The organism is Thermospira aquatica, from assembly GCF_023525255.1.
Classification (GTDB): Bacteria; Spirochaetota; Brevinematia; order Brevinematales; family Thermospiraceae; genus Thermospira; species Thermospira aquatica.
Map to the genome: position 1 here is coordinate 258,861 of NZ_CP073355.1, position 17,337 is coordinate 276,197.

The 17,337-nt window shown below is 44.0% G+C and carries 14 protein-coding genes and 1 pseudogene; 2 read left to right on the forward strand and 13 right to left on the reverse strand.

The genetic code is table 11. The features are described 5' to 3' along the window. Window positions 1–423 precede the first annotated feature (423 nt). From KDW03_RS01305 to KDW03_RS01335, 7 genes are all read right to left on the reverse strand, one after another. The gene (locus tag KDW03_RS01305) at window positions 424–1,155 is read right to left on the reverse strand and encodes a class I SAM-dependent methyltransferase (RefSeq protein WP_271435600.1); all 732 of its coding nucleotides are present in this window, start codon (window positions 1,153–1,155) and stop codon (window positions 424–426) included. 91 nt (window positions 1,156–1,246) lie between these two features. After that, window positions 1,247–2,998: an NADH-dependent [FeFe] hydrogenase, group A6 gene (locus KDW03_RS01310; RefSeq protein WP_271435601.1), complete on the reverse strand. Its 1,752-nt coding sequence runs from the start codon at window positions 2,996–2,998 to the stop codon at window positions 1,247–1,249. Window positions 2,999–3,010: 12 nt separating this feature from the next. Further along, entirely contained in the window at window positions 3,011–4,798 is a 1,788-nt protein-coding gene (nuoF, locus tag KDW03_RS01315) for an NADH-quinone oxidoreductase subunit NuoF (protein ID WP_271435602.1), read from the reverse strand. A gap of 11 nt (window positions 4,799–4,809) precedes the next feature. Further along, window positions 4,810–5,199: a (2Fe-2S) ferredoxin domain-containing protein gene (locus KDW03_RS01320; protein ID WP_271435603.1), complete on the reverse strand. Its 390-nt coding sequence runs from the start codon at window positions 5,197–5,199 to the stop codon at window positions 4,810–4,812. Next, the gene (locus KDW03_RS01325) at window positions 5,180–5,746 is read right to left on the reverse strand and encodes an ATP-binding protein (RefSeq protein WP_271435604.1); all 567 of its coding nucleotides are present in this window, start codon (window positions 5,744–5,746) and stop codon (window positions 5,180–5,182) included. Before KDW03_RS01325 ends, KDW03_RS01320 begins: the two co-directional genes overlap by 20 nt. Before the next feature lie 3 nt (window positions 5,747–5,749). Next, complete coding sequence (locus KDW03_RS01330; RefSeq protein WP_271435605.1) at window positions 5,750–6,232, reverse strand: NADH-quinone oxidoreductase subunit NuoE family protein; 483 nt, start codon at window positions 6,230–6,232, stop codon at window positions 5,750–5,752. Window positions 6,233–6,427: 195 nt separating this feature from the next. Then, window positions 6,428–7,948 carry a hypothetical protein gene (locus KDW03_RS01335; protein ID WP_271435606.1) on the reverse strand — a complete coding sequence of 507 codons (1,521 nt, stop codon included), beginning with the start codon at window positions 7,946–7,948 and terminating at the stop codon, window positions 6,428–6,430. A 295-nt stretch (window positions 7,949–8,243) separates the two neighbouring features. Between KDW03_RS01335 and KDW03_RS01340 the strand changes: the two genes are divergently transcribed. Then, a complete protein-coding gene (locus KDW03_RS01340) occupies window positions 8,244–9,527 on the forward strand; it encodes an alpha-amylase family glycosyl hydrolase (protein WP_271435607.1) in 1,284 nt (427 codons plus the stop codon). Between the two features lie 13 nt (window positions 9,528–9,540). Here the strand turns inward: KDW03_RS01340 and KDW03_RS01345 are convergent, their stop codons facing one another. Further along, window positions 9,541–10,089, reverse strand: a complete 549-nt coding sequence (locus KDW03_RS01345; RefSeq protein WP_271435608.1) for a hypothetical protein — start codon at window positions 10,087–10,089, stop codon at window positions 9,541–9,543. Window positions 10,090–10,152: 63 nt separating this feature from the next. After that, a complete protein-coding gene (locus tag KDW03_RS01350; protein ID WP_271435609.1) occupies window positions 10,153–10,479 on the reverse strand; it encodes a hypothetical protein in 327 nt (108 codons plus the stop codon). 194 nt (window positions 10,480–10,673) lie between these two features. Between KDW03_RS01350 and KDW03_RS01355 the strand changes: the two are divergent. Then, window positions 10,674–11,891: pseudogene (locus tag KDW03_RS01355) on the forward strand (integrase catalytic domain-containing protein). Window positions 11,892–11,935: 44 nt separating this feature from the next. On the opposite strand, the gene KDW03_RS01360 reads toward KDW03_RS01355, so the two are convergent. The 4 genes from KDW03_RS01360 to KDW03_RS01375 are packed head-to-tail and all read right to left on the reverse strand — an operon-like array spanning window position 11,936 to window position 17,210. Continuing rightward, on the reverse strand, window positions 11,936–13,645 hold the full coding sequence (locus KDW03_RS01360) for an AMP-binding protein (RefSeq protein ID WP_271435610.1): 1,710 nt from the start codon (window positions 13,643–13,645) through the stop codon (window positions 11,936–11,938). A 47-nt stretch (window positions 13,646–13,692) separates the two neighbouring features. After that, window positions 13,693–14,910 carry a cofactor-independent phosphoglycerate mutase gene (locus KDW03_RS01365; RefSeq protein ID WP_271435611.1) on the reverse strand — a complete coding sequence of 406 codons (1,218 nt, stop codon included), beginning with the start codon at window positions 14,908–14,910 and terminating at the stop codon, window positions 13,693–13,695. Window positions 14,911–14,913: 3 nt separating this feature from the next. Next, on the reverse strand, window positions 14,914–15,504 hold the full coding sequence (locus tag KDW03_RS01370) for a CDP-alcohol phosphatidyltransferase family protein (protein ID WP_271435612.1): 591 nt from the start codon (window positions 15,502–15,504) through the stop codon (window positions 14,914–14,916). After that, complete coding sequence (locus KDW03_RS01375; protein WP_271435613.1) at window positions 15,501–17,210, reverse strand: SpoIVB peptidase S55 domain-containing protein; 1,710 nt, start codon at window positions 17,208–17,210, stop codon at window positions 15,501–15,503. The genes KDW03_RS01370 and KDW03_RS01375 overlap by 4 nt, the downstream gene beginning before the upstream one ends. Window positions 17,211–17,337 lie beyond the last annotated feature (127 nt).

The window sequence follows — 17,337 nt, forward strand, 5'->3', positions numbered from 1 at the left end:
GATTTTTCTTTGCAAGAAAACCTCCTCAGAAGGCTTTACCTGAGTCATTCTGAGGAGGAGATTAAACTTTTTAAAGTATCCCATGTTTTCTGCAAAGAGGAGAAATCAAGCACCATAAAAAGTTGTTATCTCATCACAGTCCAGGAAGAATGAAAAGACTGTGAAAAGCTATACGAGCCACCAAAACTCGAGTTTCCACTGCGATAAGGTAATAGCAAGTTTTCTCTCCTAACTGTAACAAGAAAATAGGAGTTTTGAAACACTCAAGCGGGTGGAAAAAAAGATATTAGTTAAACGTTTAACCAAAGCTTTCTCTTTTTTTCTTTGAGCTTTTGAGCTAAGAAGTAACCTTCAAGGTATGCCCTTCTTCGCCTAAAAAGACTATTCGAACATGCCTTCTTAAGAAAATAAAAACATGCAATCTTAAACTCTTTCTACCACAGCAACAAGAAGAGGGGAATCAGCAAATAGAGGAGTAAAAGAAAAATCTCCATAAAGATCAATCCTCACATCAAGACCATCAAAACAAAAGAGAAGCTCATCTTTCTCCAGCGGATAAAGCCATAACCGACTTTCATAAGATTTTTGCAAAGACTTGTCTAACAAACAGCCACGAAACTCTACCCTTTTTCCGTGATAGGCATAAAAACGCTCAAAAATACAGTGCTCACTCTCAATGAGAGGCAAAGACTCGACTTTCCTGTGCACAAGAGTATCATAATGTAAGATTTGAATGATCAATCTTCCCTGAGGTTTCAAAGCGCCATAGCACAATCGACAAAACTTTTGAATACTTTCATAAGAATCCAGATGCACAAGAGTATTCCCAAGACAGGTAATGAGATGAAATGCCTCCCCCAAGTCTCCTATCGCCATCATATCCATCTGTTTTACTTCTATTTTTGGGTTATTTCGAGTTTTTTCTCTAGCTTGAAGAACCATAGCGGGATCAAGATCTAGAGCGACAACCCTTGACACTTCTTCTTTTGAGCCAAGAAACGAAGCTAGTTCTCCTGTGGCACTACCAATGTCAAGAACTGTCGTGTTATCTCTAAGCCAGTGTGTAACGAAACCTTTGAGTTCCTCGCTAAGAGGAAAAATCTCATCATACCATTTTGCAAGTATCTCATAAAATAAACCGGAAGTTTTTTCCATAGTAAAAGATACCTCCTTCAGCTATTCTTCTTACTTTTTAGCAAAAATCTGTTATAAAAAAGGGAGTGCATGGCGCACTCCCTTTTTTATTTTATCTATTGTACAATGGTCTCTCGTGATAGTGTGTATGGAGAAGTTCGTGACTCTTCTTAGAAAGAGGTTTGCCAAGATACTCTTTGTAGAGCTGCTGCACCATGGGATTCTGGTGGGAACAACGGATTTCACTCTGTTTATCATCCTGGTAAATACCTCTAGCACGTTTAGCACGAATCTCATCGGTTGCTCCATAAGGCTGACCACCACCGCCGACACATCCACCACGGCAAGCCATCACTTCAATAAAGTGATACGGGGGCTCTTTTCCTGCAGCGAGGGCTGATTTTACCTCTTCCAGAACATACTGAACATTGGCAAGACCATGAGCTACCGCGATATTCACTTTGGTGCCCTGAATATCAATAGTAGCCTTTTTAATACCCTCCAGACCTCTTGTTTCCTCCAGGTCAACCTTGCCCAGCTCTTTGCCAGTAATGAAATAGTAAGCGGTGCGAAGAGCAGCTTCCATTACTCCACCCGTTGCACCAAAAATTACTCCTGCGCCGGTATAATCCCCCAAAATATGATCAGGATCCGAATCAGGAAGATTGAGAAAATCAATACCAGAAGACTTGATCATTCGTGTAAACTCACGTGTAGTCAATACGACATCAATATCCTGACACCCACTGGCTTTCATCTCCTCAGAACGGCTAATCTCATATTTTTTTGCCGTACAAGGCATAATAGAGACACCATAGACATCACAAGCCTTCAGCCCTTTTTTCTCTGCATAGTACGTCTTGGTAAGAGCTCCCACCATCTCGTGAGGAGATTTTGCGGTAGAGAAATGAGGAATCATATCGGGATAGTACTTCTCGAGATAATCTACCCATGCCGGACAACACGTTGTAATGAGAGGGATGGGGCCTTTTTTATGAACAAAACGCTCCACAAATTCACTTGCTTCTTCCATAATAGTCATATCCGCACCAAAATTGGTGTCAAAAACTGCATCAAACCCCAAACGTTTCAAAACACTGTAAATCTTTTTGGTAAGAATGGTTCCGGGCTCCAGTCCAAACGCTTCACCCACAGCCACACGAACAGCAGGAGCAATCTGAACGACTTTGTGCTTTTTGGGATCCTGAAGAGCCTGCCACACTGCAGGTGTCTCGTCTTTCTCATAAAGAGCACCAACAGGACAGTGCGCGGTACACTGACCACATTTCACACATGGGCTATCAATAAGCTTGACATCAGCTGCAGGGGCAATACGCATGTTATACCCCCGTCCGATAAACTCGAGTGCCCATACGTTCTGCATTACCTGACACACCTCAACACAACGCCCACATTTGACACACTTGGCAGGGTTGATAGTAAGAGCAGGAGAAGAATCGTCTACCGGGTGTTCTACTATCATATTGGTAAAAGGTACCTCTCGGATACCAAAATCCTCTGACAGTTTCTGAAGTTCACAATTCCCATTTCTCGGACAGCGAAGACAATCATTGGGATGGTTGGAGAGGATGAGTTCAAGTACTGTTTTTCGAACCTCGTACAGCTCAGGATCATGGGTGACAATCTCCATCCCTGGTTCAGCCTTCGTCGCACAGGCACGAATCATCTTGGGGTTATTTTTGATCTTGACAATACAGAGCCCACAAGCGGCTGTTGGAGGAAGATCTGGATGGTTACAAAGCTTGGGAATATTTACCTGTGCTTTCTTGGCTGCCTCTAAAATAGTTGTTCCCCTGGGAACTTCAACGGCCATGTCATTAACTTTTATCTGAATCATTTCCATAGCTTACCTCCTTTAGCTTTTTATCACCGCGCCAAACTTACACACGGTATAACAGTTGCCACACTTGATACACTTTGCCTGATCGATGGTATGAGGTTTGCGCTTCTCACCAGAAATACAGTTCACAGGACACTTCATAGCACAAAGCCCACACCCTATACATTTTTGAGGATCGATTACGTAGCTCACAAGTTCTTTACAACTTCCTGAAGTACACTTCTTCTCTACAATATGCTGACGATACTCATGCTCAAAGTAGCGAAGAGTAGAAAGTACTGGATTGGGTGCTGTCTGTCCAAGACCACAGAGCGAAGCCTTCTGCATAGCACGACCAATCTGCTTAAGTTTTTCGATATCTTCCAGTTCACCTTTTCCTTTTGAAATCTTGTCAAGAATATTGTGCATCTGTCTTCCACCAATACGACAGGGAGAACACTTTCCACATGACTCATCCACAGTAAACTCCAGATAGAACTTGGCAATATCGATCATACAATCATCTTCATCCATCACAATGAGACCACCAGATCCCATAATCGACCCAAGTTTCTGAAGGTTCTCATAGTCGATGGGTGTATCAAGATACTCTGCAGGAATCACACCCCCCGAGGGTCCACCAGACTGTACTGCCTTGAATTTCTTTCCTCCCTTAATACCACCACCAATATCAAAAATCACCTCTCTCAAGGTGGTCCCCATAGGTACTTCGATCAAACCAGAGTTGTTCACCTTTCCTGTGAGGGCAAACACCTTGGTTCCCTTGGAGGTTTCTGTTCCAATCTGAGAAAACCACTTGCCACCTTTGAGAATAATCACGGGAATACTTGCCCACGTTTCTACGTTGTTGATCACGGTAGGTTTACCCCAGAGTCCACTCACAGCAGGGAAGGGAGGACGGGGTCTAGGCATACCACGGTTGCCCTCGATAGAAGCAAGCAGAGCTGTTTCCTCACCACAGACAAAAGCCCCTGCCCCAAGACGAATTTCAATATCAAAATCAAATCCACTGCCCAGAATATCTTTCCCCAACAGCCCAAGCTCACGAGCCTGCTCAATAGCCTTTTCCAGACGCTTGATCGCAAGGGGATACTCAGCGCGAATATAAACATATCCTTGATGCGCCCCTACCGTATAGCCACAGATAGTCATAGCCTCAATGATCGAATGGGGATCACCCTCGATAGTACTACGATCCATGTATGCGCCAGGGTCTCCCTCATCAGCGTTACAAACAACATATTTTACATCTGACTCTACATCCTTGGTAAAAACCCACTTCCGCCATGTGGGAAATCCAGCTCCTCCACGACCACGAAGTCCGGATACTTTCAACTCTTCGATCACATCATCCGGCTTCATTTCAAACAGTACCTTTTCCAGGGCCTTGTATCCATCACGAGCGATATATTCATTGATATTTTCCGGATCAATAACACCACAGTTACGAAGCACAATACGAAACTGCTTCTGATAAAAAGGAATATTCTCGATCTTGACATTTTTGTGACTTTCATCGTACTGATAGACAAGATCCTTGACGGGACGCCCCTTCAGAAGATGTTCCTGAACAATTCTATCAGCATCCTCTGGTTTTACGTCAACATAAAACGTCTCATCGGGGAGCACTTTCACAATAGGACCCTTCTCACAGAGCCCAAAACACCCTGTTTTGACGAGCTGTATCTCGTTCTGAAGACCAAGCTCCGTCATCTTTTTCTGCATCTGATCAAAAATAACACTGGATTTGTTGGATTCACAACCTGTTCCACCACAAACCAGAACGAAACCTCTATACGCCATGGTATCCTCCCTTACTTCATGATGTCAGCGGCTGGTTTATCCATCACATGCTCGCTCACCAATTTTTTGTGGATTACATGCTCTTCAAGGATCTTGCGTGCAACATCGGCTGTAACCTTGCCATAAATTGTTTGAGGCATATCGGGCATAATGACTTCAACAGTAGGTTCCACGTAGCAGTAACCCATACACCCTGTTTGTTTCACCACCACATCTTTGAGTCCAAGTTTTTCGATATTTTCAACAAAGGATTTCAAAGTATCACGAGCCCCAGCTGCAATTCCACACGTTCCCATTCCCACGATAATAATCGTGGACTTATTCTCAACCTCACGTTTCTCTATCTCCGTTTTGCTTTGTTCACGAAGTTTTCTCAACTCTTCAAGCGTGATTTTTGCCATATACTTCCTCCTTTAATTCTTCTTCCAGTTTTGTAATATAAAACTTTGCCCAGGAAAGAGACTCAGCCGTTTCAAATCCGCCAACAGCCTCTCGAAGCTCGCTCCTCACTACACGGTACGATCTTTCCCCTAGTTTACGATGGATCAACATTTCATACTCTCCATCAAATCCCATCACCTGAACAAAAAGCAATACAAGATCACCCACTGGGGGCATGTCTACATGAGATTTTGGAAGCACAAGAGCTACCGACGTTCCTTCATCCTTACGCGAATCAAGCAGAAACTCTCCCCCAACTGTCTCACAGAGTTGCTTAGCAAAAGGAAGCCCCAGTCCAACTTTGCGTTTTGCGTGCTTCTCTCCATTGGTGTAGAAGGGATCTACGGCTTGCTTCATTTCATCCGGCGTCATCCCAACACCGTTATCTCCTATACAGCAGGTAAGCGTCTCTTTCTCCTCCAGGTAATCCAGAGTCACCAGAGAAGCCTTTGCCTCAATCGCATTCTGCACCAGGTCGTAGAGGATATCTGTCAGTGTGGCGTGCATATACTACTTGCTATACCGGGCAATAATATCTGGAAGCTGCTCTTTGGTCAAACGACCATACACCTCACCATCTACTGTCAGCACTGGTGCCAGTCCACAACATCCAAGACAGCGAACAGCCTGCAAAGAAAACTGTCCATCCTCCGTTGTTCCATTGACACCAACGCCTAGCTGAACCTCAAGTTCCTTAATGAGATCTTCTCCCCCTTTGAGGTAGCATGCTGTCCCCATACAAACAGAGATGGTGTGCTTACCGGGTTTTACCAGGCGAAAGAAATGATAAAAAGTCACCACTCCATAGATTTTTGCCAAAGGCACATCCAGCATACGAGATAAAGACAGAGCCACATCCCGAGGAATATACCCATACTCCTCCTGAACACGGTGCAGAATCATGATAAGGTTTCCCGGTCTTGCTTTCCACTCATTGATAAAAGCCAAAAGTTCAGCGGAAAGCTGCACCTCTTTTTCCTTTGTCTCAAACATGTATCTCCTCCTTTCTCTTGATTTCATTAACTATAAAGCAAAGAAAACCTTAAAATATTTAGCATTACTATAAGTAAAAGAAAAAAAAATCACAAAAAACCACCTTTTTATACTCAATAAAAAGAGAATATTATATATAATAATGTTCCAAAAAAGAAGACCCGGGAAACCCGGGTCTTCTTGAGTACCTACGATTTATAACCGGAAGATAATCTCCACTCCCCCAAACACTCCTGTGGTACTCAGCGTACCGTTCCAGTCTGTAAAATGTGGTTTTACAAAGACGGATTCTCCTGATTGATCGCTTCCTGTATCTTCCCTGAAATAGAGTCCTGCCATCTGATAAAAACTCCAGTGAAAGCCACCGAAAAACCGCAGCTTCACCGATTGATTAAACTGGATATTGTACGAAACAAAAGGTTGAAGGGCAAAATCAAACCAGTTAAGCGAAACCTTTACAGGATAGGAGAAATCCTTACCCTCAATCGTAAGTCCCCACTCATTAGGAAGCTCCATAACATCTTTTGCTCCAATGGAAATAGCAAACTTTGTTCCCACTACCAGGCTCGTATTCCGCATGTACCATTCATAAGCAGGCCCGATGGTCAAATAAAGCATAAAGGGATCAACAAACCCCATCCCAAAACCTGTTTCCCACAGCCAGCTATATCCTGACTCAAGATCAAGCTGCATCATCAAAGCGGGGGCAAATCCATTGAGAGAACTAAAAGAAAGTTGTGTATTATTCAGATCGGGAAGAGAAGGATACGAAAGCGTCGCTTTTGCAGGAACCCCAAAAGGCATGGGGCCAAAACTTATCCCAAACCTTCTCCCTGCCTTGGGTGCCTCGATCAGCTGATCCCCCGGCTTAGGAGAACCAAAAATGATGTGTCCATACGAATATTCATCACTTACATAGCTTACACGGATAAGCCCTGTTCGCCGCTTTTCCGTGAAACGCCCCATGACAGTAACTTCTTCCTCAATAGCAAACTCATATCCCGGACTGATCCCCAGGTTTTTCCCGAGCTCAAGGTACGCAAAATTCCCATCGACGCGAAGAACACCTGTTTTGATCTTAAACTCCTCGACATTCCGTAGATAATAGGCAAGCCCTTCCATCGCATCGTTCACAGCCTTCTGGTAAGCCTCGTTGGCACTATTGCGAGAGATTGCTTCTCCCCTGTTATCATAGGTTGAGAGGAGGTTACCAGCTGTATCGATGATCTTAATAGAAACATTCACCGTCGCTTTGTGCTCTTTCACAATACGAATCTCATACCCTCCCCCTTTTTTGGGTTGCGGGATCTGAATATCATAACTCTTAGAATCAAATCCATTAATAGAAGGAATAAACACAAAAACCGAATTCACCAGACGTTCCATCTCACTTGCAGGAATCACAGCTATTCCCAGATCCTCATCGCGATACTGAGGGTTCTGAAGAGCAGCCTGTTTTTTCAGTTCGCGGATACGTTCAATAAACCTCTGGGCTGTCGTCCCATCCAGACGATACTGATACCCAATAACCTGAAACCGTTTCATGGAAGCAATAGTTGCAATCATCCTATCATCAAAATACATATATGCCGAGCTGGGAAGATTGTACGAACTATACACCGACATCACGGCTACCTCTTTTCGCTGGGAAACTTCTGCTCCAAAAACAAAAGAAGTAAGAAAAAGTCCAAAACACCAAAGTATAAACCTTTTCATAGTTCCTCCTTCATTATGACTCTTTCCTCTGAAAGAGTATAGCACAAGAAAGAAAAAATTTCAATTAAAAAAGAAAAATTAGCTACTCTATTTTTTATGAAGAAGACCCTTTTCCCCATTTTCTTGTGATGAGAAAAAGATGCTTTTCATTCTCAAAGAAAGAAAAGAGAAAAGGTAAAAGGACTAAAAAAACACCCAATGGTAACTTTTGGAAAACTGGATAAAAAAGTTTGTAAAAATTTTGAGATATTTTTGCATTTTGCTTTATACTATAAAAAATCGAAAGGACAAAGACATGCTGCTAGAAACAACGAGTATCTATCAGATTTTTCTCAGAAATCTTACAGCTCGAGGGGATTTCCTCTCAGCTCTTCCCCATCTTGAGCATGTGAAAAAACTGGGTTTTTCGTGGGTGTACCTTACGCCGATCCATCCCATCGGTGAAATCTCTCGCAAGGGAAGCCTCGGCAGCCCCTATGCCATTCGTGACTACCGTGAGATTAACCCAGAACTTGGGACCCTTCAGGACTTTCGAACATTCATTCAGACAGCGCACGACTTGGGCCTCAAGGTCATGATCGATGTGGTATACAACCATTCTTCTCCCGATGCCTATCTCGCCCAGAAGCATCACGAATGGTATCTGCGTGACAAAAAGGGCTCCTTTACCCGAAAATTTGACGACTGGAGTGATATTATAGATTTCGACTTCTCTTCTTCTCCAGCCCTGTGGGACGAACTGATTGAGACCCTTATCCAGTGGCGAGATGAGGGCGTAGATGGATTCCGCTGTGATGTTGCTTCTCTTGTCCCCATAGAATTCTGGAAGGAAGCCAGACGACGTGTCAACCAACCCATCGATGGGGGGAGAGAAACCTATCCCATCCTCTGGCTTGCTGAGCAGGTGCACCCACAATTTTTGCTTCACGTACGCCAAAAGGGGTTTCTCTGCCACGGTGGTCCGGAACTTCACCAGGCTTTTGACCTCACCTATGACTATGATGGATTTGAACGACTTGAAGCCTATTGGGGTGGGGAAGAATCCTTAAAACCATTCATCGACTATCTCTATACCCAGCAAACAGTGTATCCAGCCGGCACAACGAAAACAAGATTTCTCGAAAATCACGATCAAAAACGTGCCGCCTGGCGTTTTGGAAGGGGAAACCTTCTTAAGCACTGGACAGTCTTTTACCAACTCCTCCCCGGCACCACCTTTGTCTACATGGGACAGGAATATGCGATACCAGAGTATCCCTCCCTCTTTGAACGTATGCCTGTACCATGGGAAACAAAAGATAGTACGTTTTTTGAGTTTTTTCAAGCGTGTTTTTCCCTTACACAGAAGATCAAAGAGCATAGCTTGCTCTGCTCGGTCAAACTTATCGGGGATGGTATAGTCTGGCTGGAACGTCGTGGGACAAAACACTACGGGGCTTTTCTCAACCTGGTCGGAAAACGAGGGGATTTCACCCTTCCGTTTCCCATTCGAGGGATAGACTGCTTTCACGGAAAGACCCTCTCTCTCGAAGGAAAAATCCCACTTCCCGAAGACCCCCTCGTGGTAGAGCTTGAATAAACCTTCAGCCTCTTTACTCGAGAAGCCCTTGATAGACCTTTCCAAGCTCTTGAGCATGACGGTAAATAACCCGTATCCAGTTCGAAGAAACGAGAGGCCGAAGTGTTTCGTACTGCGTAAGACGTTTTTTCATCATGGAGGCAAGGGCGAGCCTTTGTTCTCGCTCTTTACTTTCCGGAAGACTCTCAAGAGCAACAATAGTATCCTCTATCTGGCGAGCGATAACGGCAGGAGATCTTCCTCCTAAACTCTCAGAAAAGGAGAGGTAGGTATAATGGAGGGAAATATTCGAAAACACCTCAATATAAGACTCCACCGTGTCAAAATGCTGCGTCACCACCTTACAAAATAACGCATTTGTGACTAAATCCTTGTGAAGGAGAGGAATAAGAGCCCCATCCAAAAACCCCCTTGAAGCAATAAGAGAAACCCGATCTCTATAAAACGGTCGTACATCCTCCCACACTCGAAGAAAATCCCTCACCGCCTTTTCCTCTTCACGCTGCACACATCCTAAAAAACTCAAAACCACCCCCAACAACAAAAGCCAACGTCTTCTCATATATTTTCTTACCATAAAAAAACAGAGAAGAAGGGTTTTCCCCTTCTTCTCTCACGCTCACTTTTATTTTATCTTCTGCACTCTAATGGTTCGCGTACTAATAGAGAACTGCCCCAAGAGCATCGAAATAAAAAAGTCGATAATAGAATACTCCGTAGAAATAGCCACCTCAGAACCATCGGGGTAGGCAGCCAACAGAGGAGCCGTCGAATTGTCACCAAGTGGCACTAAACCCCAGAGAACATACCACACCATCTTTTGCTGGTCAGGAGAAGTAATAGACTGGCTGCTAATAAGGATCTTTTTTCCCTCAGGAGCTCTAACTATCACCTTTCCACAACCAGATACCACAAATACTACCAGGACCACGAGCGCGATAAGTCTTTTCATACTTTTCCTCCTCTTTTAAAATTTTGGTTTTTCTATTTATTATTATACTTCCTTTCCTGGTAAATGTCAAGTTTTCGAATTGCTTCATAATAAAAGTACTCGAAAAGGGAACGTTGCTTCAAAATAAAAAAGTACTTTAAATTTGTGTAAAATAATCCAGTTCAAAGAACTGGAGGTACAAGGTGGAGTTAGCGATGTTTGAAAGGAGACCTATTTACAGGGAAACGGCAAAACAATATCAAAAAGCCAGCAAAAAGGAGAAAAAGGAGATACTGGATTACTTTGTGAGGATAACAGGCCTAAAAAATCGAAACTATGCCGCCAGGCTCTTGAGGCAGCACGGAAAAACCATCTATGTAGGCAAAAAAAATTACCTTAAAGCCGACATAGCCAAAAAGGGCAAAAGACCTGGCAGAAAGAAAAAATTCGGCGAAGAGGAACTAAAAATGCTAAAACAGGTCTGGGAAATTGAAAACTACATGTGTGGCAAACGCTTAAAGCCGATTCTCAATGAAGTTTTAGATAATCTCTTAGCAAACGGACATCTCCACGGTTCTCCACAGGCTATAGAAAACTTGCGCCATATAAGTGCCTCAAGTATTGACCGACTTTTGAAGCATGAGCGTAAAAAGCTTGAGATAAAAGGACGAAAAGGTACAAAGCCTGGAACGCTATTAAAGCAACAAATAGCTATACGCACGTGGGCAGAGTGGGATGAAAATTGCCCTGGGTTCATGGAGATTGATCTGGTAGCCCATGAGGGAGGAAATAGCCGGGGAGATTTTGCTCAAACATTAAATATGGTGGATGTTTGGAGCGGTTGGACAGAACTTGTGGCAATCAAAAACAAGGCTTCAAAATGGGTAAGAGAAGCCATAGAAAAAGTCAAAGGAAGACTTCCTTTTGATTTACGGGGAATTGATTCTGATACCGGTGCTGAATTTATTAATCATCCTCTGCGTGATTGGTGTGAGAAGCACCAGATAAAATTTACAAGGCTCCCGTTCCAATGATAACTGCTACGTTGAGCAGAAAAACTATTCCATAGTCCGCCAGAATGTTGGATACTTCCGCTAGATACCGAGGAAGAAGTATACTACTTGAACCGACTCTATGCGTATCTCAGGCTTTATGCCAACTTTTTTCAACCGGTTATGAAAATGACAGAGAAAAAGAGAATCGGAAGCAAGGTGCAAAAGAAGCATGATGATATTAAAACTCCCTACCAACGGCTTTTAGAAAGCTCTTATGTAAGTGAGGCACAAAAGGAACGCCTAACAAGGCTTTATAAGGCTCTCGATTTGTTTCACCTAAGACAAAAAATTACGGCTTGCCAGAGAAAACTTTTCAGCCTTCAAAAGAAAAAGAATGTAAAAAACAAAAATTTGGAGGAAACTGTATGGAATTTTTGAGTACTTTTTTTTATGAGGCAATGATTCGAATTTCGAGTACTTTTTTATTTGACGCAACGGGGAGTTTTTTTAAAATTTTTTTCTCCCTTACAAATACAAAAATCTTTTGATACTTTTTTAGGTGTCTTTTCAAATTCCTCTGACATAATCTCTATCCTCACTACTTTTGCATAAGCAGGAAGCATTTCGTTAAGTTTTTTTCGATTCTCCTCCATAATGGAGACAATCTGTTGTTCAGTAAGCTTTTCCTGATCAATTCGATCCATATCGGGATACACGAGAGCGACAAGCTGATGTTCCCGGGATACAACGAGAGATTCCTGAACATAGGGCAGAACATTGAGTTTGGCCTCAATCTCCTCTGGATAAATGTTCTGACCTGATGGACCGAGAAGCATCGTTTTACATCGTCCGTTAATGTAAATAAAACCCTTCTCATCAATATAGCCCATGTCTCCTGTATGCAGCCAACCATCCTCATCAAAAACCTCTTTGGTAGCATCAGGATTCTTGTAATAACCAGACATAACATTTGCTCCACGTACCATAATTTCTCCTGATGTGTCTCCGGGATGAAGAGGAACAATTTTAACCTCCATCCTGTCTACCACCCGCCCTACTGAGTGTGGGGCATATTCCTTCCATGGGCTGTAGCTAATGAGAGGACCACACTCTGTCATCCCATATCCAACCGTAAAGGGAAACTCCACTGACCGAAGAAAAGCTTCCACTTCCGGGCTAAAGGCAGCACCACCTATCACGACTTCGCGAAAATTTCCCCCAAAGGTAGCAACAAGCTGATCCCGTACCTTTTTTTTGATGGCTGCATTGACACCGGGAACAAATCGCAAAAGACGCAGTACTGGCTTATCAAGAGCTGGCTTGATCTTTTTGTAGTACATCTTCTCAATGATAAGTGGTACAGAAAGGATGAGAGAAGGTTTTACCTTGGCAAAAGCCTCAATAAGTACCGTAGGAGTGGGGGTTCTGGAGAGAAAGTTGATATGACACCCGGTAAAAAATGGAAAGAGAAACTCAAAAGCACACCCAAAAGAGTGCGCTACCGGCAAAAAGGAAAGAATCGTCTCTCCGGGAAAGAGAGGCATGGTATCCCTGGCATACTTTATATTGGACATGAGATGAGAACACGAAAGACAGACACCTTTTGAAAAACCTGTGGTTCCTGATGTGTACACGAGAGAGGCAAAATCATGTGTCCCCACTTTTGGGAGCTGAAAAGTATTCCTGTCAACCAAGAGAGAGTGAGCATATTCACGGATGCTTTTCTTGAGTGTTTTTTTCTTTTGCCAGAGTATCTCCATATCCTCCAGGGAAATAACAACCTCAAGGTATTTTAGTTCTGCTGGATCAATGGCCTCAAAAAGCGACGGAAGCGCAAAAAGGACTCGACTCTCAGAATGATTTAACAGATGCACAAGATCAGCAGGATGAAAATCAGGCAAAAGCGGCACATTCACCGCCCCATAACTGATAGCAGCCAGGTAGCTTACTGCCCAATTTGCCGAATTTCTACCCAAAATAGCTATACGATCCCCGCGTTTGATTTTCGCATCCCCAAAAAATTGGTGGATAGCAAGAAACATTCGGGCACATTCCCCATACGTATAATGGGTTTTGCCACCATAGTCAGAAACAGCCATCAGATCCCAGTTTTGTTTGAGAGATTTTTCAAGTTCTTCAACAAAGTTTAACTCACACCTCAAGTGTTCTGGAAGGTGGAATTTTGGTCTCATATCTTCTACTCCTTTTCAAGATTTTAGCACCTCCAACTCTTTTCAATTTATTGAAAGAGTAACCTCATCAATTCGTCTTTTTTGAGGCCGGTATATTTTCCCTGCAAAGCTGTCCTTTCACTGTAGGTTTTGACCAGAGGATTTGGCCTCACCCCTTCCCCCCAGAGCATAAACGGCACAGGGGTACGCGTATGTTTACGGAGTTTGACCGGCACAGGATGATCAGGGAGGATTACACCGCGCCATGGTTCTCCATCAAATGTTTCCCGATAAAGCTCTAAAAAAGTTCCTATCAACCGACTATCGGCTTCTTCGATAGCGCGAATCTTGAGATCAAGATCCCCGAGGTGTCCACATTCATCAATGGCCTCAAGATGGACATAGACAAAATCATGGTCTTTCAAAAGCTCGACAGCAGTTCTTGCCTTGTTTTCGTAGTTGGTATCTATCCATCCTGTAGCTCCTTCAGGGCGACGTACAGTCATATTCCCCAGCCGTCCCAATCCCAAAATCACATCCACCGCTGCCACAATGGCCCCTCGTTTTCCATACATCTCTTCAAAGGACGGAACATCCGGTTTTCCCCCTCCTGACCACGGCCAGATCATGTTTGCTTCGTTTTTTCCTGTTTCACGACGTCGCTGGTTAATGGGATGGGAAGAAAGAAGCTTATGCGCCCGGTACATCAGAGAAAGAAGGGTCTCTTCAGTGTATTTTGCGCTTTCATCTGCAGCCTTCGGAAGGATCTTTTCCCACTCCATCCCATGAGAAGAGTCCGGTTTCTCATAGAGAATATGAGGCGAAAACTCCTTTCCCTTGAGATAAAGAAGATGGCGATAACTTACCCCTTTCTGAAAACGAATCTTTTCGCTTCCCAACTCCTGCTGAAGAAAGGTAATAAGCTCTTCGGCCTCTTCATCCTCGATATGTCCTGCAGAATAGTCTTCCAGAAGTCCATCCTTGACGGTAATGAGATTAAGCCGAAAGGCTATCGTTTCCTCATCAAGCGGAATACCCATCCCGTAGCTCTCGATTGGTCCCCTCCCGGTATAAGAGTTTGACAAGTCCCACCCCAACAACGACATATTGGCTACATCAGAGGAGGTAGGAAAACCTTCAGGAAGAGTGAGAAATGTGCCAAACTCAGCCTCGCTGGCAAGCTTATCCATCACCGGTGTTCTAGCATATTCAAGGGGGGTCATCCCACCCAGTTCGGGAAGTACTTCATCTGCCATCCCATCAAGAAGAAATACAACATACTTCATAGTTTACCCCTGTGAATTCTTAGATTCAATGAAATAACGTATATAATTTATCACATACGCCAAACCAGAGAAAACCAAAAGCCCTACAACAAGCCACAAGAGATACCTGTTTACCGTCGAGAGCCAGGGGAAAGCCTCTCCCCACCGAGTTCCCGCAAACAAAAAACTACAATAGAAAAAACCGAGCATAAAGGTGGTAAGCTTCCCCACCACGAGGGGAAGAAACACATACCGATACATATTGAGCGCATAAATAGCTCCAAGAGCAATAATAATATCCCTCATCGCCACCACAGCAAAAAACACAAACGGAATCTCCTGCTGAATGTACAGCACCGTCGCCAATGTCACGGCGAGCAGTTTATCCCCTATAGGATCAAGGATTGTCCCCACCAGACTCTGAAGTTGAAAGGTTCGGGCAATCCATCCATCCAGAAAATCGGTCACATACGCAACTGCCACCAAAAGAAACACATACAAACGCATATGAGGATAACGCAAAAGATATAAAACAGGAAAAACAAGAACAATCCTTAAAAGTGAAAGTACATTCGGAAGTGTCCAGAAACGCTCAGAAAGCTTTGTCTCTGTCATGAGCCGCTCCTTCCATTAGTGGATTGTATCGTGATAGGGAGGAGTATCACCTCATCGGGCAGAACAAAAGGAACATCCCTATTTGTTCCAAGCAAATGAAACCCTCTCTTTTCTTTGCCAACACTTGGCCCTCCATCAAGCCATTCTCCATACTGACGAGGAAGTCCAGGTATCTCTCCCCGGGCCGTTCTCTGCGAGGAAAAAGGCAAAAGCACACCACACCACAACTGTGAAAGCGTTGCAGGGTATGCTGCCTTTTCCTTATAATACTGAAGAACATCCCTGTAAGTGAAAATCTCCAGAGAGGCCTTGGATTCCTTTTCTATATATGCCCGTACACTCTGCGGATTACCAAGGATAATTTGATACTTCCCCGGTACAAGATATGCCGGAAGAACAATCTCAAAACGCTCCCTATAGGTCCGCGAAAAATTATCCCTCAAAACACACGAGATCTGCATCGTCTCCCCCACCTGGAAGGTAGACCTTTCGATCCATGCCCGTTCTACAAATCCTCTTCGCCCTACAGGTTGTTTCTTGAGAACTATCCGGAGATTCTCTATACGAACATTTTCCCTATCCTGACCCTGAACAAGAGACAAAAACTCCCAGACATCACTCACCAACCTTCCAAAAGTCACAGCATCTCGATCATAAAAAGAGTTCATAGACCAGGTAAGCGTATTGGTCTTTCTCTCATAGAGCACTTTTGCTTCAAGCAAAAGATCAATCACATGTTGCTCTGCACTACCCAGTGTCGATTCGAGGAGAGAAAAAAACGCAACCATGGTAAAATAGGCCTGATAAAGAGGACTCCTCACCACCCTGTAATGGTAGGTGTTGGTACCTCCTGGTTCATAAAGCGTGGTCTCAACAGGGAGCATATCTGGTTTTTTTCCAACCCTTCCCTCAACGGCAAAAGCCCCATCATACACCACACTACCAAGTTCTTGACCGGCTGTGCCCAGTTTAAACGAAACCGTATACGAAGGCATTACCCCGTAGATATACGCTCGAGAAAAGGGGGCTTCTATCTGGCCAGATTGAAACAAAGGATGCCCAAACATCCATACTTTCTCACCTTCTACCGCTGTAACCGTTCCAATAGCCTGAATCCTCACATCCCCATCAACAAGATGGACAGCTACAGCATCTCCCGGTCTCAGAGAAGAGGGCATATCTTTCTCTACCCCTTTTCCTCCAGCCATAGGGAGAAAAGACACTTGCCGGGATACCTGATTGGAGAGAAATCCCAAAAAATCCCCCCTCCCATCACTCCAGAGATACAGGGGAAAAGAAGAGAATACCGCTCTCTTTGTAGACGAAAAGGGTTTGGTAACACGAAAAGAAGTCCCCACCATAAGCTCAGCCGGGGTAATACCACAAAGAGCTTCCTTTGCAAACGACCAGGCATAGGCAACTGCCCCTACAAGTCGGTTACTGATATAAACAGGACTCCCGCTCATCCCTGCAATGATGCCAGTCTGCTCCAGATTTTGACCGGAGAGTCTGGCAAGAATGAGAGTATCCTCCGGGGTTGTGCCCCGCATTACATCGACAATCTCCACCTCAAAGGCTTCAGACTCCCATCCAGAAAACACAGAGTATCCTACACCTCGCATACCCCGAGAGATTTCTGTCGTAGACATCATATCAAGGGCATACCCACACACGAACCAGAGAGAAAACAACAGATACTTTTTCATACGGATTATTATACATTTTTTTGAAAAAAAATACAAACAAAAAACCTTTTCCAAACAACTTTATCCCATCTCTTCTCTGCCACAAAAAGGAAAGACCACCTGCGGGAAACAGGTGGCCTAGGGAGGG